The following is a 24,574-nucleotide window of genomic DNA, read 5'->3' on the forward strand; positions in this document are numbered from 1 at the left end:
ACCTCCAAGTTAGTAACTTTGGAGGTTTTTATTTTGAAATATACTAAAGAATTTAAAATAGAATAGGTACTTTTCAATCCATTTATAACGTGCATGAATCAAGTATCAAAATAAGCAAGACCAACACAAGTGACACAAACAAAATAAGGAAAACCAAGACTGTATAACATCCTCATTTTCCTTTTAATTAAAATACCCGGAGGTATTATAAAAGTTCTTTAAAATCATCGATTACTTTTATAACTCCAGGCATTTTTTCATATTCTTTTTTATTATTTGCAGAATTTACAACAATAATTCGTCTACATCCTGCTTGATAAGCATTTTCTATACCACTTTTAGAATCTTCAACAATTAAACAATCTTTAATATTAACATTCAATTTTAAAGCGGCATCTTTAAACATCGCTATTTTATTTTGATATGTTCCATTATCATAAATAATATCATCTACTTTCATCCACTTATCTAAATGAAATGATTCAACAAAAAAATCAATATTTTCTTTAATAGATGCACTAGCTATTGTAAAAGGAATTTTTTGTTCTTTAAGTTGTTTAAAATAATCATAGCTTCCTTCAACTAGATGGAATGTAGCTTGATCTTCTTTACAAAATTGTCGATAGTATTTCTCTTTTAATTTTGAATAATAGTCAATATCTTCTTTTGTTGCTTGGTTATTTTTCATATATTGGATTATTTTTTGATTAGGAACTCCATTAAAATGTTTATGAAGTTCCTCATCTGTAATATCTTTATTTCTTAATAGCCTTGATATCGCACCCCAGGCTTTGACATGTTTATCGTTATCAAAAAACAACGTTCCGTTAAAATCAAAGATAACACCTTTTATCATTAAAACAATTCCTTTGTTTGTGAAATGTATTTATACCAATAAGCTGAAGCTTTTGGATATCTTTTTTGCGTTTTATAATCAATATAAAATAATCCATATCTTTTATTATAACCATTTGTCCAAGAAAACATATCCATCAATGACCATATAAAATATCCTTTAACATTAACACCCGCTTCAATCGCTTTTAACAAGTAATAAAGATGTCTTCTTACATAATCAATACGTGGTGTATCATCAATAATACCATCTTCAAAATCATCTTTATAACCCATTCCATTTTCAGTAATATAAATTGCTTTATATTGAGGATATTGTTGTTTAATACGCACAAGCATATCAAACATACTTTCGGGATGAATCAACCAGTCCCAATCTGTACGATCAATACCTTCTTTATTCATTCTTTCTCCTACACCTTTTAAGCGAAAACGAGATGTTCCTTTTTCTCCTGTACCATTATGATGGATATCATTTTCACCATCATAAGCTTGGATAAAACGGCTTTGATAATAATTCATTCCTAAATAGTCATTTTCTTTAGCTGCTTTTTTCATAATTTCTAAATCAGATTCTTCAATGTCTAACATTCCCTGATTAAGGGCACATAATTTTTGTGCAATTTTTAAAGTTTCATCACTGTAATATCCTAAAAAAGTGGCATCTAATAAGAATTGATTTTGTAAAACATCTTCATTTTTTGCTGCAATAATATCTTCTAATTTATTTTCATTATAAGGATATTTATATTCTAACGATTGAACAATTCCTATCTTTCCTTTATAGTCACCTTTTTTATAAGCTAATACTGCTTTACTGTGAGCAAGCATCATATAGTGCATTGATTGAAATGCTTTTGTCATATTATACTTTTCTCCATTTGGAAAAGTTCCTTCAATATATTGATTTGTGCAAACTGCCCAAATTTCATTAAAAGTAAACCAATAGGTTACTTCATCTTTATATTCTTCAAAACAATAACTTGCATATTTTTCAAAAGCATCAACTGTTTCTTTATTTAAAAAATCACCTTTTTGAAATAAAGTATTTGGTGTATCAAAATGATGTAATGTAACAAATGGTTCTACCCCTTTTTTATGACATTCTTTAAATAATTGATGATAGAAATCAACACCTTGTTGATTGATTTTTCCTGTACCATCAGGAAAAATACGACTCCAGGCAATAGAAATACGTATACCATTAATTCCAAACATCTTACATAATTTTAAATCAACAGGATATTGGTGATAAAAATCACTTGCTGGATTTGCTTGAAAACGACCTTTTTCTGCCAAAAAGTCATCCCAAGCAACTTTTCCTTTCCCATACTCTCTTGTACTTCCTTCACATTGATAGGCTGCTGTAGCCCCACCAAAAATAAAATCATCTGCAAATCTCATCATTATTCCCCCATAATCTTAAACACAAATTCTAAAGCACCTTTTGGATTACGTGTTAAATCAATATATTGTTTTCCTTCACAAGCAATACATTTAACACCCATACGATCTGCATCTTTCTTTAAATCTTCGTAATAAGAAGCTACTTGTGGAGCTAAAATAACAAGGTCATAATCACCCATAATATCTAAATGTGCTCCATAAGAACCTGCAGCTGTAACTAATGGAATTCCTTCTTCTTTAGCACCTTTAGCAAGGGCATTGGCAAGTAAACCGCTTGTTCCACCACCAGCACATAATACAAGAATTTTTTTAGAATCTAATACTTTTCCATCAACTTCAACACTGTCATCTTCTTTTACTTCAAAGTGATTGTTTTTTTCTTCTTCTAATTTTTGATTATCATAAACTTTAAAGAATGGATAATAAATAACAAAATCCATTACTAAAACGATCACCAAGAAAATAACAGGTAATAATTTAATACCACATCCAAGTATAATTCCAAGAGGTCCTGGTGTTGTCCAAGGAAGCGTATAGATGAAACCATCCATATTAAAAACATCTACAAAGATTTTAAATAACCAAACATTAGCGATTGGAGCAAAAATAAATGGTACAAAGAATACTGGATTTAAAACAATTGGTGCCCCAAACAAGAAAGGTTCATTAACATTAAATAGTACTGGAATCGAACTTGCTTTTCCAATTGCTTTTAATTCTTTTGATTTAGCAAGGAAAGCAAACATCAAACAGATAACAAGAGTTGCTCCTGTACCCCCTAAACAAACAACAAAATATTGTGCTCCTAAAGTTAAAACTTTATCAGCATGTTGTCCTGCTTGAACAGCAGCTAAATTGGTAGACATATTTAAAACTAATGCTGCTGAAATTGCTGGCTCTACAATTGATGGTCCATGAACGCCAATAAACCAGAATAAAGACATTGCTCCATAAATAAGTGCTAAACCGACATAACCATCTGCGGCTGAAAATAGTGGTTGGAATACTTGAATAACCCCTTTAGCAAAACAAATACCTGTAGCCATTCTAAAAAGATAATCAAATAGCCAAATAATAATCATTGAAAAAGCAAATGGAATAACATCTTTAAATGTTTGTGACAAGTTCGGTGGGACTTGTTCAGGCATTTTAATCGTAATATTACGTTTAATACAGAATTTATAAATACCCCCTACAACAAAAGCTGTCATAAAGGCTGTAAGTAACCCTTTTGAGCCCATAAATTCACTTGCAAAGCCACCTTCTAAAGCATCACTACTTAAAATTAGAAAACCACAAATGGCACAAATCATTGTTGAAATACTATTAATTTGGTTATTCGCTGGCATTTCACGGTTTAAAGTATCTGTAAAATGCTTTGTCGTTGTTGCTGCTACAGCAATCGCTAAGATTCCCATAGAATAGTTGTAAGGTTTCATAATGATTGTTTCTATTTCTTTTGACCAATAAAAACCAAAAACATTTGGAACATAAGCAATTAAAAGAAAGATACTTGAAAATAAAATAATTGGCATACTTGAAATAAAACCATCTTTAATTGCTTTTAAATACTTATTTCTTGCCACTTTATCAAAAAATGGTTTCATTTTTTCAATTGGCTTAATAATTGCATCCATACACATTCTCCTTATTTTTTATAAACATCAATGAGTGTTGAAATAATATCTTTTAATAATAAAGTTGTCATTAAATGGTCTTGTGCATGAACCGTAATAAAGCCAACTTCTACGTGGTTACCACGTGCTTCTTGTTGTAATAATTCTGTTTGTGATTTATGTGCATCAACTAAACACGCATTGGCTTCTTCAATTAATTGATCACATTTATCAAAATTTCCTGTTTTTGCATTTTCAACTGCTAATAATAATTTAGATCTTGCATCTCCTGAATAAGCTACAATTTCAAAACCAATCATACTTGCTTCTTCTTTTGTCATTGTTCTTTCCCCTTTATAATTGAAATAATGGTTGCAGCTTCTACATCACTAATAGTAATACGACATATTTGTTCTATTGGTAAAAGAATTTCTTTCACTTTTTCAACAGTACTTCTATCTTTTGTTAGAATATCACTTGCTGCTTGAAAATGAACAGCTGGTGAAAGATGTTTTTTCAAACGATCAATTAAACATATAATATGAATTAACAATCCAATAAGTGTATCATAATCTATTTTTTGATTTAAAATGATTTCAAGTTTATTTGCAAAATGGATCAATGGTTGTTTTAAATCTTCTATTTGAATATCTTCAAATTGTTCTTGTAGATAATCAAATAAATTTTCTAAATCATCTTCATCAGTAAATAAATCATCTAAACTCTTGGCATTTAATTTATAAACATTTGAAAGTGGAATCATTGTATATTGTGATAAGTGTATTTCTTGTCTAGAAATAAGTCCTTTAATTTTATATTGACTAGCAATTTGATCAATACGATTATAAATAGATTCAATTTGACTTTCTTGAATCAAGAAAATTTCAATATCTTTCAAATCAAAATGTTCTAAAAGATAATTCTTTGCCTGTACTAATTCACTTTCTAGCGAAGAAATCAATACAAGCGCTTCTTTTTGACTATTGTTTCTTACATATTGAAGATCTTTAAAATGTTCTTGTAAATATTGATATGTTTCATTAAGCGATAATAATTCATGTGCTTTATTGGCACTCGTCATCGCAATAAGTGTTAATGGTATTTCTAAAAATTCAATATCGATATTAAGCTCAATCTTTATTGATTCTGCCATTGTACGAATAGAACCCATATCATAAATAAGAATCATTCCTTTTCCTTGATGAATATGTAAAATATATTCTTTCAATTCTTCATAAGATTCATTAATTGTTTGATCTAATTTTAAATCATAGCCATATATTGATTGCTTTCCACTTAATTTTTTAACAACATCGACAATAGAGGTTGCCGTATGTTCTCCATGCATCGCAATAAGTGTGACAACTTCTTGATGATGTATTTCTTCTTGCCCACAAATAAGAAACAACATCACCATAATAACTTCATCATTAGGAAGGTGTATTCCAAAATCATCATTAATTTTTTTAATAAATTGCTGTGTTTGTTTATAATATTCTGGAAATTGTTGAATAAAGTCATTTTTTTCTTTAGGTGATAGTCTTTGTTTTTTAGAAGTCTGAATAATCGCTGTATCAATATGTAAGGCTAATCCATATAAAGTTTTTGTTTCAAAAAGTATATTATATTGATTAGACATTTGATTTAAAAAATCTTCTACATCATGTATTAATTTTAATGATACTATTTTTTCTAATTGTTCTTTTGAATAAATATTTTCAGTAATACGATAAAAATATTCTTGAAAATCTTTTTTTAATTCTACAAGAATTAAAGAATCCGTTTCTTCTTGTGTTAATTGTTGTTTCTTTAATTCTTTTTTCTTTTCGTCTATCGTTGAATAAATATGTTCTTTTTGTAGAGCTGTACTTTTTAATACTTGATCACCTGTAAATGTATATTGACTGTTTGATGAAACAAGTTCATCAATTTCATCTTTATAGTGTTTGTAATAAATCATGCCTTTTCTTACATGATTTGGAAAATCAGAAAGAAGCAATTCAATATGTCTTTCATTTTTTTTAATACGTACATAGCTGTTAGCACAAGCATTATGAATATCATTTTTTAATTCTTTAATTTGTCCCGAACATTCATAAAGCATTAAAGAATGTAAAACAGTATTTGCGAGTTGAATAGAACATTGAATTTGTTTTGCTTCTTGGTTTAAAAACATCTCTATTAAATCAAATCTTTCTTTTAAACTTCTTGATTTTAAGGGTGGAATAGAAATCGTGTAATCCAATTCATTCATAAGCGTATAGGATGTTATTTTTTGAAGTGAATCAATATGACAAATGAAAATACATTTATACTTATCATTTGTTGCAAGATGTTGCATTGATTGTAAGAAATCAGATAATAAGTAATCATCTAATAAATGCGCATTTTTCAAAAAAAGTAATCCTGTATTTGCTTTTTGAATTAAACCTTGATTTTCTAAAAAGATGTCTTTTATTTTATTTTGATTTTCACTATAAGATTGACAATCAAAAATAATATAAGGTGCATTATTTTTTAATACTTTTGACTTTACAGCAAATTCATAAATACTCTTTACAAAACAATCAATACCACTTCCTCTTTCTGCAGTTAAGAGAATCTTAGGTAAAACAGAAGGATATAAAATGGCAGCTTTTGCTAGCATAATAGCTTCTTTTAAAGATTGATCATGACCAATTAAACTTTCAAAATCACGTTTTTCATTTTCATTAAAAACCAGTTGATATAAAACAGGTCTTCCATCAATCTTCTTTACTTTTCCTTCTTTTACTAATTGATTCAAAAGAGTTGAAATATTTGTTCGCTGCATATTCAATTTTTCGGATAGAAACAAAGTTGTTAATTGGGGATATTCTTCCATTTGATATTGGTTTGAATATTCTTTAATAAATTCTAAAAGTATTTCTTTTTTTGTTTTCATGTTGTCCTCCGTTACAACCGTTCTAACCGTTTACAACTATAAAGTATTTTGTTAGGGCTTACAAATCCCTAATATTCTTTATTTTTATACACTATAGAACAGTTTTTCATATACTGTATAGATTCGTTTTATTGTTTTATACATTTATTATACACTATTGATGATAAAATCACAGTATTTCATACACTGTATAAATCATATAATATAATTTATACACTATTAAAATTAATAAAAAAACTGCTATTTTTATAATAACAGTTCCTTTATACGCTATTTTTTTATTTTCAATCTACAAAAACTATCACTTATCTTATTTTTTAATCATTTCTTTATCGTTTTGAATCAATTCTCTTTGATTTTTATAAGAAGGAAGATACCGAAACACAATAAATTCTACAACTTCATCTGTTTGATTTTCAAAAGTATGTATATCTTTTTCAACCAAAAGTAAATTTCCCTGTTTTAGTTTTAAATATTGTTCCTTATTTGTTTTATCCAAATAACGATAAACAAGTTCTCCTTTTAAAACAAAAATGTTTTCTGAAATATGACGATGTCTATGCCACTCTTGTGAAGTATGAGGATTGATTTTATTATAATGAATTTCGGCATCATCTAATAAATAATAGTCCACTTCTGTGCCGTTTGTTTTATCTACATGAATCGCCTGATCTTTCCTAATTAATTTCATACAATTATTCTCTCGCAAATGAATTTACATATAAAGCCTTTAATTCTTCATCATCCATTTCATCAACTTCTAAATAAAAATGTTTGATCCCTACTGCATCATAATATCCAATCACACGATCTTTCATTTCTTCTTTGCTAACTTCTTTTTTTACACCATTAATTGTTACTTCCATAATCATTCTCTCCTTTTCTCTATTCTATCAAAAAAATGGACTCTTCGTCCATTTTTACGACAATTATTTCTGTTTCATAAATCGTTAAATCATCCATAACTTTCCTCCATAGCCCTACTCTAACAAAAAGAAAATATTAAAGATGTTTTTATCTTTAGTTAAACCACAAATAAACGTATTTAAATATGATTTGTATCTTGAATAATTTTTCCGTCTTCAATCGTAATAACGCGATCAGCAATAGAGGCAATTTCTTGATCATGAGTTACTAAAATAACTGTTTCATGATATTTTCTTTGGGCGATTTTTAATAAATCAACAACTTCTTTAGAACTTTTAGCATCGAGGTTTCCCGTAGGTTCATCCGCGAAAATAATCGCTGGTTTACTTGCAAGGGCTCTTGCAAGGGCAACTCTTTGTTGTTGTCCTCCTGAAAGTTCATAAATAAAAGAATTCTTCTTTTCTTCTAGACCTAATAGATTAATAATTTCATTTAAATAATCATTATCAATCTCGCCATCATCTAAATGAATTGGTAAAACTATATTCTCTAAAACATTTTGTGTGGAAATAAGATTGAAGAATTGAAAGACAAAACCCATTCTTCTTCGTCTAAAACGCGTTAAAGTATGATCATTCATTTCGTAAAGAGACTTTCCTTCTAAATAAACTTCTCCTTTTGTTGGTTTTACTAAACCTGCCAAGATATGAAGAAGTGTACTTTTTCCACTTCCACTTCTTCCAACAATAGCTACAAAAGAGCCTTCTTCTATTTGTAAATCAATATGATTAGTTGCATAAATTTTATTATCTTCATAACCATATGTTTTAACAATATCTTTTGCTTCTAAAATAACATTCATATTAGTCATCTTCCTTTCTTATTTCTTCATTTTGATGTGCTTTTAAAACAATTAATAAAGGAATATTATAAACACATAAATAAACTAGAAAAATAATCCCTACTAAAAGTATTAATTGCGCTATTGGGAAATAATGATCGATACTTCCTCTTAATAAAATCAACTCATAAAAACCACAAGGAATAAGTGTATATAAAAACATTTTTATTGATTTCCATACTTGTTTTATTTTAATTTCCCGATAACTTAAACCTATAATATGATACATAAAATAATCTTGATAATTATTTTCAATATGATTGTAATTTAAAAACATCATTAAAATAAAACCTACAGCTAATGCAAGTATTAAAAGATGTTTAGGAATATTTAATGTAGAAAACAAACTTTCTGAAAGTTCATCACTTGTTACCATTTCATAAACTCTTGCTTTATAATGTTTTTTCATGAACTTTTCTACTTTTATAACATCTTTTATTGGATACCAATGATATCCTGAATAATATTCATCATTTGTATTGAATCGTTTTAAATCATCTTCAAACATATAAATCATTGAATCATTATAATATTCATTTTCATTGATTCCAACAATGGTATATTCTTCACCTGCAATTATCACTTTTTCATTGAGTTTTACTTCATCAAGAGCAATCTCATAATTGTCATCTCCTAAATAATTTCCTTGATCACCATGAGAAGATGTTGAATTTTCTACTTGATATTTTTTCCCTTTAAAAGTTACTTGATTCGCTTCAACTTTAAGATTTGGATACCGTTCTTTTGAAAGAATAACATGATTAAAATGATTGCCTACGACAATTTCATGACTTTTTTGAGGAAATCTTCCTTTTAAATCATCTTTATTACTTTGATAATAATAAAGTTGGCAAAGTTTATAAACAGATTGAGGAATTTCTCGATAAGTCATAGTTATTCCTTCATCAATATAATGATGATTAATAATAATGTCATTTTGAGAAAATTCTTTTAAAAATAAATTTGCTTCTTTTTGAGTTGCCATCATAAGTTCTACCTGACTTTGTTCATTTTGATCTTTTGTTTGAATGGGATGTCCTTGATAGAAATAAACAAGTCCATATAAAGAAAGTATTAAAACAAATACATAAAAACAGATATTCATTCTTTTATTTGCCCATAACTCTCTCGCACTTAAGGAAGCAAGTGTTTGTTTTTTTAATTTTTTATATCTTACTTGAATATAATTAAACTTTTTGCTATCAAAAGTACCTGCCAAAGCATTCTTAGAGCTTGAATAAATGGGAATGAGAACCGTTATAAAAATACAACTCATCAATACCAATACTAAAAATAATATTTCTTTAAATGAAATTTGATAAATAAATGTATGATAGGTTTTACTTTGAAGATAGAGATAACCTAAAGATACACATACACCTATTAACAATCCTATTAAAATAGAAAGAAAAGAAATCAGCATGTTTTCTTGCATGACCATCATCATTAATTGATTCGTTGTCATTCCTATTCCTCGATAAAGAGCCATTTCTTTCATTCTCTTCTTTAGGGAAGTAGAAGTTAAAGCGAATAAAACAAAAAGTGTAATTATAATAAATTCAAACGTTTGTTGGAGCTGATTGGTTGCTTTTTCTACTTGATTATGAATTTCATTTTGATCATAACCATAAGGATTATAATCATAATGAATTTCTATTTCTTGATAGTTATTTCCATCATTAAATTGAATATAATGATTATCTGATAAAACAGACATATTCGAATAATAATCTTTTGTTTGATACGTCTCTAAGTTTGTATAAATATCAGGTAAGTTTTTATTGGCGGTTTGTAAAATACCAACAATCGTATAATTTTTTCCTTCTATTTCTATTTGATCATAAAGTTTATACTTTTTAGAAACTTTTTGATTGATTAAAATTTCTTGATCATTTTGTATTTTTCTTCCTTTAATAATTTTTACTCGACACAATGAATAAATATTCTTTTCAATATGACCTACTTGGTAATTATCATATTTTCCTTGAAAATCTACATAACCATATTTAATAATATCTTTAAAATAGTCTTTGCTGTAGATTTCAATTCCTTTTTGAGTTTGTTCATCAATATTTTCTATTCGTGTATACCAAGAACCATAGGTTGAAATATAATAGTTCTTTTTCATTTGATACAGATTATCAACAATAAAAAAACTTGAAAAAATAAAAGTAGAAACAATTAAAAGAACGATTAAAACAATAAGATAATGCTTTTTATACTTTTGAATATTTCTTTTTGCGAGCATATTGATCGTATGTGACATATTCTTTCCTCCTCTAACTTTATCTTATAGTTCAATCGTGAAAACTAAGTGAAATTAGATTTTTTTCTTCATTTTCATTTGAGGAAGTACAATTTCAAAGCAAGCACCTTGTTGATTATAGGCTTTTATAAAACCATGATGGGCCTCTATTATTTCTTTAGCTATATAAAGTCCTAATCCTGTGCCTTTTGAATTTTCCCCTCGATAAAATCTTTGAAATAAAAAAGGAAGATCTTTTTTCTTAAAACCATTTCCTTGATCTTGAATCATCATTTTCAAAGTTGTTTCATTTTCATAAACAAAAATAGAAAGTGGTGTAGAATTTTTTTCTAAACAATTCTTAATAATATTTTCTAATGCTTCTATAAACCATTTTTCATCACATAATACTTTTATATTTTTATTTAAATGAATTTGCGGATTTAGGTAGTCTAGATCTTCTTCTATTTCATCAATAAGCATTTCTAAATCATATTCTTTAAAACAATATTGGATATTATGAGAGTCTAATAGGGCGATGGTTTGTAAGTCATTGACTAAAAGTTGTATTCGCTTTATTTGATGTTCTATTGCATAGAGTTTTTTATTTTGATTTTCTTCAAGTAAAAGTTCTGTTTGTATACGGATAGAAGTAATTGGTGTTTTTAATTGATGAGAGATATCTTCGATATAATCCTTTAGTTTTAGCTGTTCTTTTTTGATAGCTTTTAAGGATTGATGATATCTTTTATTAAGTAGAAATAATTTATTAGATAATAAACTTTCTTTGGATTCACCATCAATGATAGAAAAATCTTTTTGTTCAATAATGGCATCACAACACTGTATTAAATAATTCATTTGTTTCTTTTTATTTTTTTGTTCCAAAAAATAAAAAAGAATACTTGTAAAAATAAAGACATTAAAAATATTACTTACCAAAAAAGAATAGATTTCTACAACAATCATTAATACAAATGAAATAATCAGACAAACATGATTATTCTTTTCTTTTTTTATATTTTCCATCGATACCCTACACCCCTTAATGTTTCAATATATTTTCGATTTTGATATTCTCCTAATGTTTGTCTTAATCTTTTTAAATGAGCTGTTAACGTATTATCTTCCACTACATGCCCCGTTATATCTTCAATCAACATTAATAAATAATTTCTGGTAAGCACCCTTCCATGACCTTCTACCAAAGCCACTAATAAAGCAAAAGTAATCGTACTCAATTCTAATTCCTTATTATCTTTAAAAACTTTATGTTTTAACGTATCAATAATTAAATCATCTATATAGTAAACCCCTTGTTGCTTTGTTACTTTTCTAAGGTTACATTCAATTCTGGCACAAAGTTCTTTAATACCAAAAGGCTTACATACATAATCATCGCCACCTTCGTTTAATCCCCTTACAATAGTTTCTTCATCACTTAAACAACTTAAAAAAATAATAGGCACCTCATACTTTTCTTTAATTTCTTTACATAAAGAAATTCCATTACCATCAGGTAATTGAATATCTAAAAGAATGAGATCAATATATTCATTTAATTTCTCTAAAGTTTCTTTTTTAGAATAAGAAACTTCCACAATATAATCCTTATGCTCCAACATTTCCTTTAAAGAATCTGCGATACTTTCATCATCTTCTACAATTAATATTTTTTTCATAATTATCACCATCTCTATCATACCATGCTTAAATGAAAAAAAGATGAAAGCAGTCACTTTCATCTTAAAATTATTTTTCTAAAACAAATAATTGTTTCTCTTTAATACAAATAAGTAAATGTATTAAAAAACAAATACAAACCATTTTCATAGCAGGTGAACTTACTAACATAGGAATAATAAAAAAGCCATATAATACAAGATCCATAAAAACGATTCCAAATAATAAACCTGTATTTTTCTTTAAATCAATACTTTCATGATGCCCTACTTTATAAATAAGCAACAAAATATAAAGAATTCCTACAATAAAAATCATACAATAAGCGATTTGATAGATATTTTCAAAGATTTCTATTTTATGTGTTACTATCGAATTATTAAAATACATGGCACTCATTGTATAAATTAATTCAAAAATATAAATAAGATAAATCAAATACATGTCTAACTTCTTTTTCATAAGACTTCACCCTTCCTTTATTTAAGTATATAAAAGAGATGTGTAAATCTTGTGAAAAGAAAAGAACCAAAATGGTTCTAAAGACGTTTTTTCAACATTGTAATATTTTCTCTTGCCCAAACTTCTTTAAAGCCTATATCAAGAAAAAGATTTTTAGCTGGATTATTTGTTTCAATATCATCACATAAAAAGCGTAGACCACTTTCTTTAGCTTGTTTACATAAAAGTTCTAAAGCAACTTTTCCTTTTCCTAAATGTCTATAAGGATATTCAATGATAATATTTAAAACATATTCTCGATATTCTTCTTCAAAATAATAAGATACTTCACCAATATATTTTTTTATTTCATCATCATAAACATAAGCATAATAATGTTTAGTATCATTCATCCATAATTGATACCAAGACTTCCATATTTTTTCATTAAAATCAACAGTTCCCCCATTGATTTTATTAAAAGCCATTGTCTTTTTATCTTTTAATAATTTTTTTCTATATTTTAAATCTGTTATTTGTGGTTGTACTAATTTAATCATATTCTTCTCCATAAACAAAAAAATCCTTTATTAAGGACTTTATCTTCACTAATGGGGCGGACGATGAGAATCGAACTCACGAATGCCGGAGCCACAATCCGGTGCGTTAACCACTTCGCCACGTCCGCCAAGTATCTATATCAAACAGTTAAAATATGGGGCGGACGATGAGAATCGAACTCACGAATGCCGGAGCCACAATCCGGTGCGTTAACCACTTCGCCACGTCCGCCGTATCAACTGCATGTATTAATTTACACTATTTCGTATACTTTGTAAAGCTTTTTTATAAAAATATCTACATTATTTTCAATAATTATTATACAATAAAAAAAACAAATAAATGAAAAGGATAAGTATATGAACGAATTAGAAAATTACTATGGAAAATTTTGTGAAGATAAACGTCTTTTAAGGAAGCATGGTCAAGTAGAATATCGTACCTCTATGAAATATATTCATGATTATTTAAAACCAGGTGATCATATTTTAGATATTGGTGCTGGTACTGGTAGATATTCTGTTGCTTTAAATCAAGAAGGTTATGAAGTCGATGCTATTGAACTTGTTAAATATAATTTAGGCATGTTAAAAGCTAAAAAAAGTACTGTTAAAGCTTATCAAGGTACTGCTTTAGATTTATCTAGATACAAGGATGAAACTTTTGATATAACTTTATTATTTGGACCTATGTACCATTTGTTTAGTTATGAAGATAAATTAAAAGCATTATCTGAAGCAAAACGTGTTACTAAAACAGGTGGGACTATTTTAGTTGCCTATGTCATGAATGATTATAGTGTTTTAGTGCACGGCTTTAGAGATGGACACATTAAAGAAGCTCTAAAAAACGGAAAAATTGATCAAAACTTTCAAACACAAACAAATATTGATGATTTATATAGTTATGTAAGAATTGATTTAATTGATCAATTAAATCAAGATTTGAACTTAGAAAGAATAAAAATTATCGCGGCTGATGGTCCAGCAGACTATATGCGTCCTATTTTAAATAAAATGGATGATGAAACTTTTGAACTTTTTATGCAATATCATTTATCTACTTGCGAAAGACAAGATATGATAGGTGCAAGCTCACATACATTAGATATATTAAGGAAGGTGTAATTATGGCAATTATTCAATTAAATTATTTATCAAAAGCATTACTTAGAACAGTTGATGTCACTGTTATCTTACCAACCGATACACTTGACATGGAAAATATGACATATACTAAAAGAAAAGAGTATAAAACACTATATTTACTCCATGGCATCTTTGGTGATCAAAATGATTGGCTTTATGGTACTCGTATTCAAAGATTCGCAAATGAAAGAGGATTATGTGTTGTTATGCCTAGTGGTGAAAATATGTTCTACGTTGATCAAGCAAACACCCATAACCACTATAGTCAATTCATAGGTGAAGAACTTGTAGAAATGACAAGAGCCATGTTTCCTCTTTCTAATAAAAAAGAAGATACTTTTATTGCTGGACTTTCGATGGGTGGCTATGGAGCAATTGTTAATGGATTAAAGTATTATCAAACATTTGGCTATATCGCAGGACTTTCAAGTGCATTAATGTTAGAAGACTGGCTTGATTGTAAACCACCTATCATACAAGGTGTTGATGCTAAAAAATATTATGAAAGTTTATTTGGTGATATAACAAAACTTAAAGGTAGTGATAAGGATTACTATGCATTAATTAAACAAATTCCACACGATCAATTACCTCACATGTATATGTGTATTGGAACTGATGATTTTTTACTTGAAACAAATAGAAAATATCGTGATTATTTACTTCAAGAAAATGTTGATTTAACTTATGAAGAAGGACCTGGAAATCATGAATGGGATTTTTGGGATCGTTATATTTTAAAAATTTTAGACTGGCTTCCTTTAAATAAAAAAGATGAAGGTTTAAATAGTGGTCACGTAAGCAAATAAGAGCAGGATAACCTGCTCTTATTTTAAATCAATGTTTGATTAAGTCCCCAATGATCAAATTCATGGAAAATAACATAAATATTATCAGCTTCGATTTTCGTTGTTTCATGAATCATTTGAATCATTGCTTCTGTAAGCCTTTTTTTATCCTCAAACTCTGCACTTTTATAAAGATTAATTTCAATCATCATACAAGTTAATTCTTCCCCTTTAAAGTACATAATTTGATCATCTTCCATATGAATCATTAATGATTTTTCAAATTTTCCAGGAATTAATGAAATAAGTTCACCTGTCTTAGATTTTATAATATTTTCTTGTCGTAATGTTAATTTGTGATTTGTTTTCAATGATATATATGGCATAATAATTCCTCCTTTCTATTATTTTATCATTAAAAAAATAAATTGAAACTGTTTACAAAATATTTTTTGTAATGATATAATAGACATGCAAAGGTTTTATATAATTTTCTAAAATATCTCAAATATGAAGGAAGTTGTATTTCACTTTATGTACACAATCTCATATTTGCGATTTTATACATAGAGTATTTCCATTTGTAATATTTATAGGAGGTACCAGACATGGCTGTCGGAAAAGTAAAATGGTTTAATTCAGAAAAAGGTTTTGGATTCATCACTAGTGAAGAAGGAAAAGATATTTTCGTTCATTTCTCAGCAATTCAAGCTGATGGATACAAAACATTAGAAGAAGGACAAACTGTTGACTATGATGTAGTTGAAACTGATCGTGGTCCACAAGCTCAAAACGTTGTTGTAAAATAACAAAAAAGAAAGCTGATACGAATAATCGTTCAGCTTTTTTATTTTATCGATAAACAACAACTGGTAAATTAACATAAATTTGTGAATATAAGCTTCCAGCAAATCCTGTTGGTAAGTTAATACATCCATGTGAACCGCTATTAATATAAATATTTCCACCAAATGTACTTCTCCATGAAGCATCATGTAATCCAATACCTTTATTAAATGGCATCCAATATGAAACTGGTGATTCGTATTCATATTTCCCATTTGGTTGTTTTGTTCCTCTTAAAACTCTATTTCTTTCCTTATTATAAATATAATATGTACCATTTGGTGTAAGTCTTGAAGGATCACTTTCTTTACCACTTACAAAATCACTTTCTAGAGCAACCGCTCCATCTTTAACAAGCCATAAATGTTGTTTTGTAATATTGATTTCTAAATATGTCGTTCCTAGTCCACCATTTTCTCCTGATGGAAGTTGTCCTGTATGTTCAGGTGTTCTATTATTTTCACTTTTATTTTCATTGATCATTTTTAATAATGCACTTACTTCACTATCAGTAGAAACTCTAAATCCATAAGTTCCTCCACTGACTGTGTGACTTTGTCCATCTTTTCCAGTAAACGTTCTTGTTGCGCCAATGGAATTATATTGACTTGCAAGTTCTTTAACAAAGGCAGTTAATTTTTCTTTAAAAACACTTTCATCTTTTGTATAACTTCCATCATCTTGTTTACTTAACCAAGTAATAAGTGTACTTCCATCTAAAGCAATTTCTTTTCCTTTAGGTGTTGTATATGTAATTGTTGATAAACAATATTCATTTGCTGCCTTTAATTGATTATTCAAATCTTGATCATCTTTGTAAACTTGAGGTTTAACATAACCATTTGCTTTTGTAACATCTAATTGTTGTTTTCCTTCACTTAAAGCTACCTTGATATTTTTAACTAATTCTTCAGTATTAAATTTTGATCCTAACGTTTCTTCAATAATTGAAAAACTTCCATCTTTATATTGAATATAGGCATCTGTTGGTGCAATTTGATTTTCTTCTTTAGCATGTTCCATTGATGCTATACCATTTGTTAAGTTTTCATCACTGATTTGTATTAAATCAGTTAAAGTATTTTTTTCATTTTTAAAGAATCCTATAAACCAAGCCCATTTATTTTGATTTTTCATTAATTGATTCAATGAATTATCTTTATTATAAGATACACCTAATTGAGCTGATTGTAATACTTCACTTTGTCCATCATTAAAAATCAATTTTAATGATTGTCCATTTACTTTCTTAGATAATTGATCATTTGCTTTTTGTAATGTCATTCCTCCAACATCACTCCCATTGACCATTGTTCCATTTAAAAACTTATCATTGTAATATAGCATTCCTGCTAAATAAACAATAAGAAGAACCAAAACAACGATTCCGCAAATTAAAACAGGCTTTTTATGATTCGAATACCAATTATTCTTCTTTTTTGTCATAAATATTCTCCCTCTCTTACATTTCCGCACCTATTTTATCACAAAATATTTATAGGTAAAGAAAAAGTATGGTATTTATCATAAAAAATGATAATCCATACTTTTATAAGATATTTTCTATATATTTCTCTAACTCTTGTATATTTTGATGATAAACAAAGCCTTTCATACCAACTTTTATAGCTGCGTCTATATTTTCTTTTAAATCATCAACAAAAAGGCATTCATTAGCTTTTAGATGATAACGACTTAAAAAATCTTGATAAATATCTAAATTTGGTTTTATTTTTTGATATTTTGCAGATGTATAAAGCTCTTTAAAGTGTTGAAAAATAGATTTTGATTGATAATATTGATAAAATTGCATTGAGCAATTAGACAACAAATAAAATTGATATCCTTTACCCTTATATCTTTTAATAAATTCTTCCATTTCATCAAACTGATCAAAATAATCAAACCAATGTTCAAAAGCATACACAATTAAATCTCTTTTTTCATCAGGAATTTGTTCAATTAATTGTTTTTTGGCATCTTGTAAAGAAAGAACCCCTTGATCAAGTTGTGCCCATTGTTTTGTTTGGAATAAATGTTTAATAATATAATCTTTTTCTTCTAAAGAAGATGCAAGCTGACTTGCAATATAGGAAACATCCCATTTACAACAGACATTTCCCATATCTAAAACAATATTTTTTATCATATGTAAAAAATAGGCAAACTGCCTATTATAATAAAGGATTAAGTTTTTCTAAGATAACATCTTTTCCAACAAAACCACTAATTTGATCAACGGCTTGACCATCTTTAAAAAGAATTAAATGCGGAATAGATTGAATTCCATATCTTCCTGCTAATGAAGGATCTTGATCAACATCTACTTTTGCAAATGTAACTGTTGGTAACTCTTGAGCAACTTCTTCTAAAACAGGAGCTAACATTTTGCATGGTCCACACCAATTAGCAAAGAAATCAATCACAACAACACCTTTAGAAACAACTTCATCAAATTGTACATTTGTAATAATTTCCATAATTTCACCTCCATTATATTATGCCAAAACTCTTTTTTTTTACAAGTGATATGCTTATATTATTTGAATTTTATCGCTATAACTGTTATTATGTGCTTGTGATTATACTAGAAATGGAGTGGTATTATGAAAAAGGTCGCAGTTGTGACTGATAGTAATGCAGGTATTCGTCAAAAAGAAGCAAAAGAACTTGGTATTTTTGTTTTGCCAATGCCTTTTACTATTGATGATCAAACATACTATGAAGATATAAATTTAACTCATGAAGAATTCTTTGAAAAACAATTAAATGGTGCAGAAATCTTTACTTCTCAACCTGTTGTAGGAAACGTTAAAGAATTATGGGATCAAATTTTAAAAGATTATGATGAAATCGTTCATATTCCAATGTCTAGTGGATTAAGTGGTTCGTGCCAAACAGCTATGATGCTAGCACAAGAATACGATAATCGTGTTTTTGTCGTAGACAGTCAACGTATTTCTGTTACTCAAAAATACGATGTCATTGATGCTAAAAGATTAGCTGATCAAGGAAAATCAGGACAAGAAATTTGTGATATTTTAACTGAAAATAAATTAAATGCTTCTATTTATATTACTGTTAATACACTTGATTATTTAAAAAAAGGTGGTCGTATTACCCCTGCTGCTGCTTTATTGGGTGGGATGTTAAAAATTAAACCTATTTTACAAATACAAGGTGAAAAATTAGATTCTTTCGCTAAAACTAGAACAATGGCTAGAGGAACTAAAATCATGAAAGAAGCAATCGCTAAAGATATTAAAGAACGCTTTGATGATGACTATCATAACGTGCATATTTGTGTCGCTTACACTTATGATGAAGCACCCGCTTTAGAATTAAAAAAAGAACTTGAAGAACTTTATCCAGGTGAAAATATTATTTGCGATCCTTTATCATTAAGTGTTTCTTGTCATATTGGACCTCATTCTCTAGCAATTGCTATATGTAAAAAAATTTAAGATTCTCGTTTGAGAATCTTTTTTATTTTTGGGTATAATAATTTGACTTTTTTCATTTTGATAGTCTATAATACATTTTAAGTTTATGCTATAATAAAACAAAAAATATAAGGAGGTCATTTATGCAAGAAAAGCCAATCCATAATAAATATAATGGCAATAAAAATACAAAAAATAAAAATTTTAATCGTCATAGATTAACACATAAAAACTATAAAAATACAAAACATAATAAAACAATCGATACTAAAGTTTATGCTTTAGGTGGTTTAAATGAAATTGGAAAAAATATGTATTGTGTTGAACACGATAATGAAATTATCATTATTGATGCTGGGGTAAAATTTGCTGAAGAAGGTTTACCTGGTATTGATTATGTCATTCCAGATTATAGTTATTTAAAACGTAATGAAAACAAAATTAGAGGATTATTGATTACTCATGGTCATGAAGATCATATTGGAGGAATTCCTTTTTTACTACAAGTTGTAAAAATACCATTCATTTATGCTTCTCCCCTTGCTTGTGCGATGATTACAAGAAAGTTAGAGGAAAAGCGTTTAACAAATGCAACGCACTTGATTCGTATCGATGATGAATATCAAATAAAAACAAAATATTTTAATATTGGTTTTTTTAAAACCAATCATTCTATTCCTGAAAGTTTAGGAATTATTATTAATTCTCCTAACGGACGAATTGTTTCAACAGGTGACTTTAAGTTTGATTTAACACCTGTAGGAGATCCTGCTGATTTCCAAAAAATGTCGTTTTTAGGTGAAACTGGTGTTACTTTATTATTAAGCGATTCTACCAATGCTGAAGTTCCTACTTTTTCTAAAAGTGAAAAGCAAGTAGCATATGCTGTTCAAGAAGAATTTAGAAAAACTGAAGGACGTTTAATTGTAGCAACCTTTGCTTCCAATGTTCACCGTGTCCAACAAATCGTAGAAGCAGCAGTTAAATTTAATCGTAAAATTCTTGTTTTTGGTCGTTCAATGGAAAATAACATCCAAGTATCAAGACAAATGGGTTATATTAAAGCACCTGATTCTTTCTTTATCAGTAATAATGAAGCAAAAAAATTACCTGATAATGAAATCTTAATTCTATGTACAGGAAGTCAAGGAGAAGCTTTGGCTGCGTTAAGTCGTATTGCTAATGGAACACATAAATTCGTTAAAATCAAACCTGGAGATACTGTTGTCTTTTCATCAAGTCCAATTCCAGGAAATGCATCAAGTATCAATGTTGTTGTTAACCGCTTATTTAGAGCAGGTGCCAAAGTTTTAGTCAATACAGCATTCAATAACTTGCATACTTCGGGACATGCTAGTCAAGAAGAACAAAAGTTGATGTTATTACTTACAAAACCTAAATACTTTTTCCCAGTACATGGTGAATATCGTATGTTGAAAATTCATGCTGAATTATCTCAAGAAGTAGGTGTTCCAAAAGAAAATTCTTTTGTTTTAAGTAATGGAGATACTATTTTATTAAATAAAGGGATTGCTCGTTTAGGACCAAGAATTCATGTAGATGATATTTATGTTGATGGTAATGATCTTTCAGGTTTATCAACTGCTGTTTTAAGGGATCGTCAAATCTTATCTGAAGATGGTATGGTTTCTGTTTTAATTGCTATGGATTCACATGAAGGAAAGTTACTTACAAAACCTGTGATTATTTCTCGTGGATTTGTCTATATGAAAGATAGTTTTCCAATGATTCGTGAAGCTGAAAATTTAGTTGGCCAAGCTTTAGGTCAATTACTTGCAGGAAAAACAACTTTTGGTGAAATCAAAAATACAACAAGAGATGTTCTTTCTCAATATTTTTATCGTAAAACAAAAAGAAATCCAATGATAATTCCTGTTATTATGAATAAAAAATAATGAAAAAAATAAAAAAAATCATTTTATGTATCCTATCTCTTTTCTTAGTTCTATGTCTTTATCAATGGTATATTCAAAGTAAAGATACTTATCGTTTTAAAAGTGTTACTTATACTCAAAAGACATTACCTAAGGAATTTAATGGTTTTACGATTGGTTATCTTTCTGATTTAAATCTTTCTACAAAAGAAGATTTAAATCATTTAAAAGAAGCTGTTAAAGATTTAAATAAAAAAGATGTTGATTTAATTTTATTTGGTGGAGATATTTATAGTAATGATTCATTTGAAACTGATCAAGTAAGTCAAATATTAAAAAATATCCACTCTCGTTATGGTAAATTTGCTGTTTTAGGAGAAAAAGATCAAGGTGATTCTACTAATAACACAAATTTATTAACTGAAGCTGGATTTGAAGTTTTGCATAATGAATTACGTTATATTTATTATAAAGGTTCTATTATTGATTTATTAGGATTAGAAAATTCCGGTGATTGTTCAGGTTTAATCAGCGAAGACAATAAGGATCATTATAAAATTGCTTTAGTTCATCAACCTGATTATTTTACACAAATTAAAGAAAGTTCTGTCCAACTTCAATTATCTGGTCATACTTTAGGTGGATACTATAAGATTCCTTTTATTGGCGGATTAGAAACAAAAGAAATGGGTAAAAAATATGTAAGTGGTAAACATACTAATAATGGAACTACCCTTCTCATTTCTAATGGTTTTCATAAAGAATCAAATGATCAACATCGTTTTATGACATATGATGAAATCAATATTATAAAGCTAAAAAAATAGAACTCATATTTGAGTTCTATTTTTTAATCATTGTTCCAACACCTTTTTTAGTAAAGATTTCAATAAGTAAACTATGTTCTAATCTTCCATCTAAAATATGAACACGTTTAACATCATTTTGTACTGCCTCTAAACAATTCTTCAATTTTGGAATCATTCCTCCAGTAATAACACCATTTTCAAATAATTCTTTAGCAGATGCTGTATCAATCTTTGAAATCAATGTATTTGGATTATTTGGATCTTGTAAAACACCTTCAATATCTGTTAAGAAAACAAGTTTACTTGCTTTAACAGCACGAGCAATCGCTGTAGCTACATCATCTGCATTAATATTATAAGCATGATATTTTTCATCTAATCCAATAGTTGAAATAATTGGTGTATATCCTTGTTCTAATAAAGCATTAATAAGTGTTGTATCTACTTTAGTAATTTTACCAACGTAACCAATATCTTCACCTTGAGGCATTACTTTTTCTACCGTAATCATATTTCCATCTTTACCAGATAAACCAACAGCATGTGTTCCAATTTGTTCAAGATGTGTCACTAATCCTTTATTAACCTTTCCAGATAAAACCATCTCAGCTATTTCTAAGGTATCACAATCTGTAACTCTTAAACCATTTTTAAATTCACTTTTAATTTGTACACGATCTAACATTCTATTAATGTCTTTACCACCACCATGTACAATAATTGGTTTTAACCCTACAGATTTCAAAACAGCAATATCTTTTAAAACGCTTTTTTTGATGATTTCATTTGTCATGGCACTTCCACCATATTTGATGACAACAATATCACCTTCATATTTTTGCATATACCCTAAAGCTTCAACTAATATTTCCGCTTTATTAATTTCTTTTGTAAACTCTTGTTGCATTATATTTCCCCCTACGAACGATAATCAGCATTGATTTTGACATAATCATAAGTCAAATCACAACCCCAGGCAGTTGCTTTTTCATTTCCCATTTTCATATCAATATTTGTCTTAACATAATCACTTGATAAAATTTGTGTTGCTTTTTCTTCACTATAATCAGTAGCCATCCCATTTTCTACAAGTTTTAAATTACCAAACTCACTTTCAATATACAAATCAACTTGATAAGGATCAAATTCTTCTCCAGAATATCCCATTGCACATAAAAGTCTTCCCCAATTTGCATCATTTCCAAAAATAGCTGTTTTTACAAGTGGTGATGTGCAAACACTTTTAGCAACTACTTTTGCTTGTTTAACATCTTTTGCACCATTTACATTTACTTCTAATAATTTAGTAGCCCCTTCTCCATCACTTGCAATACATTTAGCTAAGTATTCATTAACATAATATAAAGCTTCTTTAAATGTTTGATAATCTTCATCTTCTTTTACAATTTCATCATTACCAGCTAAACCATTAGCGAGTAATAAAACAGTATCATTTGTTGAAGTATCTCTATCTACAGAAATCATATTAAAAGTATCTGGAATAACTGATTTTAATGCTTTATTTAATAATTCTTTAGAAATATTTAAATCAGTTGTAATAAATCCAAGCATTGTTGCCATATTTGGATGAATCATCCCTGAACCTTTACAACATGCTCCAATAGTTACCATTTTTCCTTTTACTTCAATTTCAACAGCTAAATGTTTTGGTTTTGTATCTGTTGTCATAATTGAAGTAGCTACATCAATTCCTGCTTGATGATCATCTTTTAATTGTTTTAAAGCTTCATCAATTCCTTTTTCAATTGGATCAGTAGATAATTGTTTACCAATGACTCCTGTTGAACAAATCAAAACTTTTTCTTTTTCTACATTTAAAGCATTTCCTACAATATTTGCGAATTTTTCATTTGCTTGATTTCCAAGTTTTCCAGTACAAGCATTGGCAATCCCACTGTTAATCGCAATAGCCTTTACTGTATCACTGTTTTCTACAACTTGTTTATCCCATAAAACAGGAGCCGCTTTTACCATATTTGTTGTAAAAGTTCCTACCGCTTTTGCTTCAACATCAGAAACAATTAAAGCAAAATCTTTATTTCTCTTTTTAATACCAATATGTAATCCAGCCCCTTGATATCCTTTTGGATTTGTTACTGTACCATTTTCTATTACTTTCATACTC

At 28.2% G+C, this 24,574-nt stretch carries 25 protein-coding genes and 2 tRNA genes; 6 read left to right on the plus strand and 21 right to left on the minus strand.

Translation table 11 applies throughout. The features are described from left to right. Nucleotides 1-205: 205 nt before the first annotated feature. The 15 genes from Fi14EGH31_RS09860 to Fi14EGH31_RS09930 all read right to left on the minus strand — a co-directional run bounded on the left by Fi14EGH31_RS09860 (nucleotide 206) and on the right by Fi14EGH31_RS09930 (nucleotide 13,730). The gene (locus tag Fi14EGH31_RS09860; RefSeq protein ID WP_139939692.1) at nucleotides 206-856 is read right to left on the minus strand and encodes an HAD family hydrolase; all 651 of its coding nucleotides are present in this window, start codon (nucleotides 854-856) and stop codon (nucleotides 206-208) included. Next, nucleotides 856-2,262: a 6-phospho-beta-galactosidase gene (gene lacG, locus Fi14EGH31_RS09865; protein ID WP_195932560.1), complete on the minus strand. Its 1,407-nt coding sequence runs from the start codon at nucleotides 2,260-2,262 to the stop codon at nucleotides 856-858. Before lacG ends, Fi14EGH31_RS09860 begins: the two co-directional genes overlap by 1 nt. After that, entirely contained in the window at nucleotides 2,262-3,899 is a 1,638-nt protein-coding gene (locus tag Fi14EGH31_RS09870) for a PTS lactose transporter subunit IIBC (protein ID WP_107028939.1), read from the minus strand. The genes lacG and Fi14EGH31_RS09870 overlap by 1 nt, the downstream gene beginning before the upstream one ends. A gap of 11 nt (nucleotides 3,900-3,910) precedes the next feature. Next, the gene (locus Fi14EGH31_RS09875; protein ID WP_048923341.1) at nucleotides 3,911-4,219 is read right to left on the minus strand and encodes a PTS lactose/cellobiose transporter subunit IIA; all 309 of its coding nucleotides are present in this window, start codon (nucleotides 4,217-4,219) and stop codon (nucleotides 3,911-3,913) included. Beyond that, nucleotides 4,216-6,801 (minus strand): PRD domain-containing protein, encoded by a 2,586-nt coding sequence (locus Fi14EGH31_RS09880; RefSeq protein ID WP_200764762.1) that lies wholly within the window; start codon nucleotides 6,799-6,801, stop codon nucleotides 4,216-4,218. Before Fi14EGH31_RS09880 ends, Fi14EGH31_RS09875 begins: the two co-directional genes overlap by 4 nt. Before the next feature lie 310 nt (nucleotides 6,802-7,111). Then, the gene (locus Fi14EGH31_RS09885; RefSeq protein ID WP_107028937.1) at nucleotides 7,112-7,492 is read right to left on the minus strand and encodes a cupin domain-containing protein; all 381 of its coding nucleotides are present in this window, start codon (nucleotides 7,490-7,492) and stop codon (nucleotides 7,112-7,114) included. Nucleotides 7,493-7,496: 4 nt separating this feature from the next. Continuing rightward, nucleotides 7,497-7,667, minus strand: a complete 171-nt coding sequence (locus tag Fi14EGH31_RS09890; RefSeq protein WP_022002849.1) for a hypothetical protein — start codon at nucleotides 7,665-7,667, stop codon at nucleotides 7,497-7,499. Between the two features lie 179 nt (nucleotides 7,668-7,846). Next, a complete protein-coding gene (locus Fi14EGH31_RS09895; protein ID WP_195932558.1) occupies nucleotides 7,847-8,530 on the minus strand; it encodes an ABC transporter ATP-binding protein in 684 nt (227 codons plus the stop codon). Nucleotide 8,531: 1 nt separating this feature from the next. Next, a complete protein-coding gene (locus Fi14EGH31_RS09900; RefSeq protein WP_200764763.1) occupies nucleotides 8,532-10,835 on the minus strand; it encodes an ABC transporter permease in 2,304 nt (767 codons plus the stop codon). A 54-nt stretch (nucleotides 10,836-10,889) separates the two neighbouring features. Then, nucleotides 10,890-11,843: a sensor histidine kinase gene (locus Fi14EGH31_RS09905; protein WP_200764764.1), complete on the minus strand. Its 954-nt coding sequence runs from the start codon at nucleotides 11,841-11,843 to the stop codon at nucleotides 10,890-10,892. Beyond that, nucleotides 11,831-12,496 (minus strand): response regulator transcription factor, encoded by a 666-nt coding sequence (locus tag Fi14EGH31_RS09910; protein ID WP_200764765.1) that lies wholly within the window; start codon nucleotides 12,494-12,496, stop codon nucleotides 11,831-11,833. The genes Fi14EGH31_RS09905 and Fi14EGH31_RS09910 overlap by 13 nt, the downstream gene beginning before the upstream one ends. A gap of 70 nt (nucleotides 12,497-12,566) precedes the next feature. Beyond that, the gene (locus Fi14EGH31_RS09915) at nucleotides 12,567-12,959 is read right to left on the minus strand and encodes a hypothetical protein (protein ID WP_048923348.1); all 393 of its coding nucleotides are present in this window, start codon (nucleotides 12,957-12,959) and stop codon (nucleotides 12,567-12,569) included. A gap of 77 nt (nucleotides 12,960-13,036) precedes the next feature. Beyond that, the gene (locus tag Fi14EGH31_RS09920; protein ID WP_158548268.1) at nucleotides 13,037-13,498 is read right to left on the minus strand and encodes a GNAT family N-acetyltransferase; all 462 of its coding nucleotides are present in this window, start codon (nucleotides 13,496-13,498) and stop codon (nucleotides 13,037-13,039) included. Nucleotides 13,499-13,550: 52 nt separating this feature from the next. Further along, nucleotides 13,551-13,626: transfer RNA gene (locus Fi14EGH31_RS09925), tRNA-His, on the minus strand. Between the two features lie 28 nt (nucleotides 13,627-13,654). Next, nucleotides 13,655-13,730, minus strand: a tRNA-His gene (locus Fi14EGH31_RS09930). A 128-nt stretch (nucleotides 13,731-13,858) separates the two neighbouring features. Between Fi14EGH31_RS09930 and Fi14EGH31_RS09935 the strand changes: the two genes are divergently transcribed. Together Fi14EGH31_RS09935 and Fi14EGH31_RS09940 are read left to right on the plus strand one after the other, a co-directional pair. Next, entirely contained in the window at nucleotides 13,859-14,626 is a 768-nt protein-coding gene (locus Fi14EGH31_RS09935; protein WP_107028932.1) for a class I SAM-dependent methyltransferase, read from the plus strand. A 2-nt stretch (nucleotides 14,627-14,628) separates the two neighbouring features. Then, nucleotides 14,629-15,456 (plus strand): alpha/beta hydrolase, encoded by an 828-nt coding sequence (locus tag Fi14EGH31_RS09940; RefSeq protein WP_117787209.1) that lies wholly within the window; start codon nucleotides 14,629-14,631, stop codon nucleotides 15,454-15,456. Nucleotides 15,457-15,479: 23 nt separating this feature from the next. On the opposite strand, the gene Fi14EGH31_RS09945 is transcribed toward Fi14EGH31_RS09940, so the two are convergent. Continuing rightward, a complete protein-coding gene (locus Fi14EGH31_RS09945) occupies nucleotides 15,480-15,821 on the minus strand; it encodes a phenylpyruvate tautomerase MIF-related protein (RefSeq protein WP_107028930.1) in 342 nt (113 codons plus the stop codon). A gap of 222 nt (nucleotides 15,822-16,043) precedes the next feature. On the opposite strand from Fi14EGH31_RS09945, the gene Fi14EGH31_RS09950 reads away from it, so the two are divergent. Continuing rightward, nucleotides 16,044-16,244, plus strand: a complete 201-nt coding sequence (locus tag Fi14EGH31_RS09950) for a cold-shock protein (protein WP_117346669.1) — start codon at nucleotides 16,044-16,046, stop codon at nucleotides 16,242-16,244. A 43-nt stretch (nucleotides 16,245-16,287) separates the two neighbouring features. Here Fi14EGH31_RS09950 and Fi14EGH31_RS09955 read toward each other — a convergent pair whose 3' ends face one another. The 3 genes from Fi14EGH31_RS09955 to trxA form a co-directional block, all read right to left on the minus strand. Continuing rightward, nucleotides 16,288-17,727 carry a L,D-transpeptidase family protein gene (locus Fi14EGH31_RS09955; protein WP_117828900.1) on the minus strand — a complete coding sequence of 480 codons (1,440 nt, stop codon included), beginning with the start codon at nucleotides 17,725-17,727 and terminating at the stop codon, nucleotides 16,288-16,290. Nucleotides 17,728-17,830: 103 nt separating this feature from the next. Then, on the minus strand, nucleotides 17,831-18,430 hold the full coding sequence (locus tag Fi14EGH31_RS09960) for an HAD family hydrolase (protein ID WP_022002861.1): 600 nt from the start codon (nucleotides 18,428-18,430) through the stop codon (nucleotides 17,831-17,833). A 25-nt stretch (nucleotides 18,431-18,455) separates the two neighbouring features. Further along, on the minus strand, nucleotides 18,456-18,761 hold the full coding sequence (gene trxA, locus Fi14EGH31_RS09965) for a thioredoxin (RefSeq protein WP_107028928.1): 306 nt from the start codon (nucleotides 18,759-18,761) through the stop codon (nucleotides 18,456-18,458). Between the two features lie 126 nt (nucleotides 18,762-18,887). Between trxA and Fi14EGH31_RS09970 the strand changes: the two genes are divergently transcribed. The 3 genes from Fi14EGH31_RS09970 to Fi14EGH31_RS09980 all read left to right on the plus strand — a co-directional run bounded on the left by Fi14EGH31_RS09970 (nucleotide 18,888) and on the right by Fi14EGH31_RS09980 (nucleotide 22,446). After that, nucleotides 18,888-19,745, plus strand: coding sequence for a DegV family protein (locus Fi14EGH31_RS09970; protein ID WP_032090472.1), 858 nt, complete (start codon nucleotides 18,888-18,890; stop codon nucleotides 19,743-19,745). A 122-nt stretch (nucleotides 19,746-19,867) separates the two neighbouring features. Continuing rightward, nucleotides 19,868-21,640: a ribonuclease J1 gene (rnjA, locus tag Fi14EGH31_RS09975; RefSeq protein WP_200764766.1), complete on the plus strand. Its 1,773-nt coding sequence runs from the start codon at nucleotides 19,868-19,870 to the stop codon at nucleotides 21,638-21,640. Continuing rightward, nucleotides 21,640-22,446, plus strand: a complete 807-nt coding sequence (locus Fi14EGH31_RS09980) for a metallophosphoesterase (protein ID WP_117575059.1) — start codon at nucleotides 21,640-21,642, stop codon at nucleotides 22,444-22,446. Before rnjA ends, Fi14EGH31_RS09980 begins: the two co-directional genes overlap by 1 nt. Before the next feature lie 16 nt (nucleotides 22,447-22,462). Here the strand turns inward: Fi14EGH31_RS09980 and argB are convergent, their stop codons facing one another. Together argB and argJ are read right to left on the minus strand one after the other, a co-directional pair. After that, nucleotides 22,463-23,335 carry an acetylglutamate kinase gene (argB, locus tag Fi14EGH31_RS09985; RefSeq protein ID WP_107028925.1) on the minus strand — a complete coding sequence of 291 codons (873 nt, stop codon included), beginning with the start codon at nucleotides 23,333-23,335 and terminating at the stop codon, nucleotides 22,463-22,465. A gap of 11 nt (nucleotides 23,336-23,346) precedes the next feature. Next, nucleotides 23,347-24,570, minus strand: a complete 1,224-nt coding sequence (gene argJ, locus Fi14EGH31_RS09990; RefSeq protein WP_200764767.1) for a bifunctional ornithine acetyltransferase/N-acetylglutamate synthase — start codon at nucleotides 24,568-24,570, stop codon at nucleotides 23,347-23,349. Between the last annotated feature and the right edge of the window lie 4 nt (nucleotides 24,571-24,574).

The organism is Faecalibacillus intestinalis (assembly GCF_015097455.1).
Classification (GTDB): domain Bacteria; phylum Bacillota_I; class Bacilli_A; order Erysipelotrichales; family Coprobacillaceae; genus Faecalibacillus; species Faecalibacillus intestinalis.

What these genes read in the sequence shown, in the direction of transcription:
- Fi14EGH31_RS09860 (WP_139939692.1), bottom strand. Translation starts at nt 856, where the DNA reads ATGATAAAAGGTGTTATCTTTGATTTTAACGGAACGTTGTTTTTTGAT.
- lacG (WP_195932560.1), bottom strand. Translation starts at nt 2,262, where the DNA reads ATGATGAGATTTGCAGATGATTTTATTTTTGGTGGGGCTACAGCAGCC.
- Fi14EGH31_RS09870 (WP_107028939.1), bottom strand. Translation starts at nt 3,899, where the DNA reads ATGGATGCAATTATTAAGCCAATTGAAAAAATGAAACCATTTTTTGAT.
- Fi14EGH31_RS09875 (WP_048923341.1), bottom strand. Translation starts at nt 4,219, where the DNA reads ATGACAAAAGAAGAAGCAAGTATGATTGGTTTTGAAATTGTAGCTTAT.
- Fi14EGH31_RS09880 (WP_200764762.1), bottom strand. Translation starts at nt 6,801, where the DNA reads ATGAAAACAAAAAAAGAAATACTTTTAGAATTTATTAAAGAATATTCA.
- Fi14EGH31_RS09885 (WP_107028937.1), bottom strand. Translation starts at nt 7,492, where the DNA reads ATGAAATTAATTAGGAAAGATCAGGCGATTCATGTAGATAAAACAAAC.
- Fi14EGH31_RS09890 (WP_022002849.1), bottom strand. Translation starts at nt 7,667, where the DNA reads ATGGAAGTAACAATTAATGGTGTAAAAAAAGAAGTTAGCAAAGAAGAA.
- Fi14EGH31_RS09895 (WP_195932558.1), bottom strand. Translation starts at nt 8,530, where the DNA reads ATGAATGTTATTTTAGAAGCAAAAGATATTGTTAAAACATATGGTTAT.
- Fi14EGH31_RS09900 (WP_200764763.1), bottom strand. Translation starts at nt 10,835, where the DNA reads ATGTCACATACGATCAATATGCTCGCAAAAAGAAATATTCAAAAGTAT.
- Fi14EGH31_RS09905 (WP_200764764.1), bottom strand. Translation starts at nt 11,843, where the DNA reads ATGGAAAATATAAAAAAAGAAAAGAATAATCATGTTTGTCTGATTATT.
- Fi14EGH31_RS09910 (WP_200764765.1), bottom strand. Translation starts at nt 12,496, where the DNA reads ATGAAAAAAATATTAATTGTAGAAGATGATGAAAGTATCGCAGATTCT.
- Fi14EGH31_RS09915 (WP_048923348.1), bottom strand. Translation starts at nt 12,959, where the DNA reads ATGAAAAAGAAGTTAGACATGTATTTGATTTATCTTATTTATATTTTT.
- Fi14EGH31_RS09920 (WP_158548268.1), bottom strand. Translation starts at nt 13,498, where the DNA reads ATGATTAAATTAGTACAACCACAAATAACAGATTTAAAATATAGAAAA.
- Fi14EGH31_RS09935 (WP_107028932.1), top strand. Translation starts at nt 13,859, where the DNA reads ATGAACGAATTAGAAAATTACTATGGAAAATTTTGTGAAGATAAACGT.
- Fi14EGH31_RS09940 (WP_117787209.1), top strand. Translation starts at nt 14,629, where the DNA reads ATGGCAATTATTCAATTAAATTATTTATCAAAAGCATTACTTAGAACA.
- Fi14EGH31_RS09945 (WP_107028930.1), bottom strand. Translation starts at nt 15,821, where the DNA reads ATGCCATATATATCATTGAAAACAAATCACAAATTAACATTACGACAA.
- Fi14EGH31_RS09950 (WP_117346669.1), top strand. Translation starts at nt 16,044, where the DNA reads ATGGCTGTCGGAAAAGTAAAATGGTTTAATTCAGAAAAAGGTTTTGGA.
- Fi14EGH31_RS09955 (WP_117828900.1), bottom strand. Translation starts at nt 17,727, where the DNA reads ATGACAAAAAAGAAGAATAATTGGTATTCGAATCATAAAAAGCCTGTT.
- Fi14EGH31_RS09960 (WP_022002861.1), bottom strand. Translation starts at nt 18,430, where the DNA reads ATGATAAAAAATATTGTTTTAGATATGGGAAATGTCTGTTGTAAATGG.
- trxA (WP_107028928.1), bottom strand. Translation starts at nt 18,761, where the DNA reads ATGGAAATTATTACAAATGTACAATTTGATGAAGTTGTTTCTAAAGGT.
- Fi14EGH31_RS09970 (WP_032090472.1), top strand. Translation starts at nt 18,888, where the DNA reads ATGAAAAAGGTCGCAGTTGTGACTGATAGTAATGCAGGTATTCGTCAA.
- rnjA (WP_200764766.1), top strand. Translation starts at nt 19,868, where the DNA reads ATGCAAGAAAAGCCAATCCATAATAAATATAATGGCAATAAAAATACA.
- Fi14EGH31_RS09980 (WP_117575059.1), top strand. Translation starts at nt 21,640, where the DNA reads ATGAAAAAAATAAAAAAAATCATTTTATGTATCCTATCTCTTTTCTTA.
- argB (WP_107028925.1), bottom strand. Translation starts at nt 23,335, where the DNA reads ATGCAACAAGAGTTTACAAAAGAAATTAATAAAGCGGAAATATTAGTT.
- argJ (WP_200764767.1), bottom strand. Translation starts at nt 24,570, where the DNA reads ATGAAAGTAATAGAAAATGGTACAGTAACAAATCCAAAAGGATATCAA.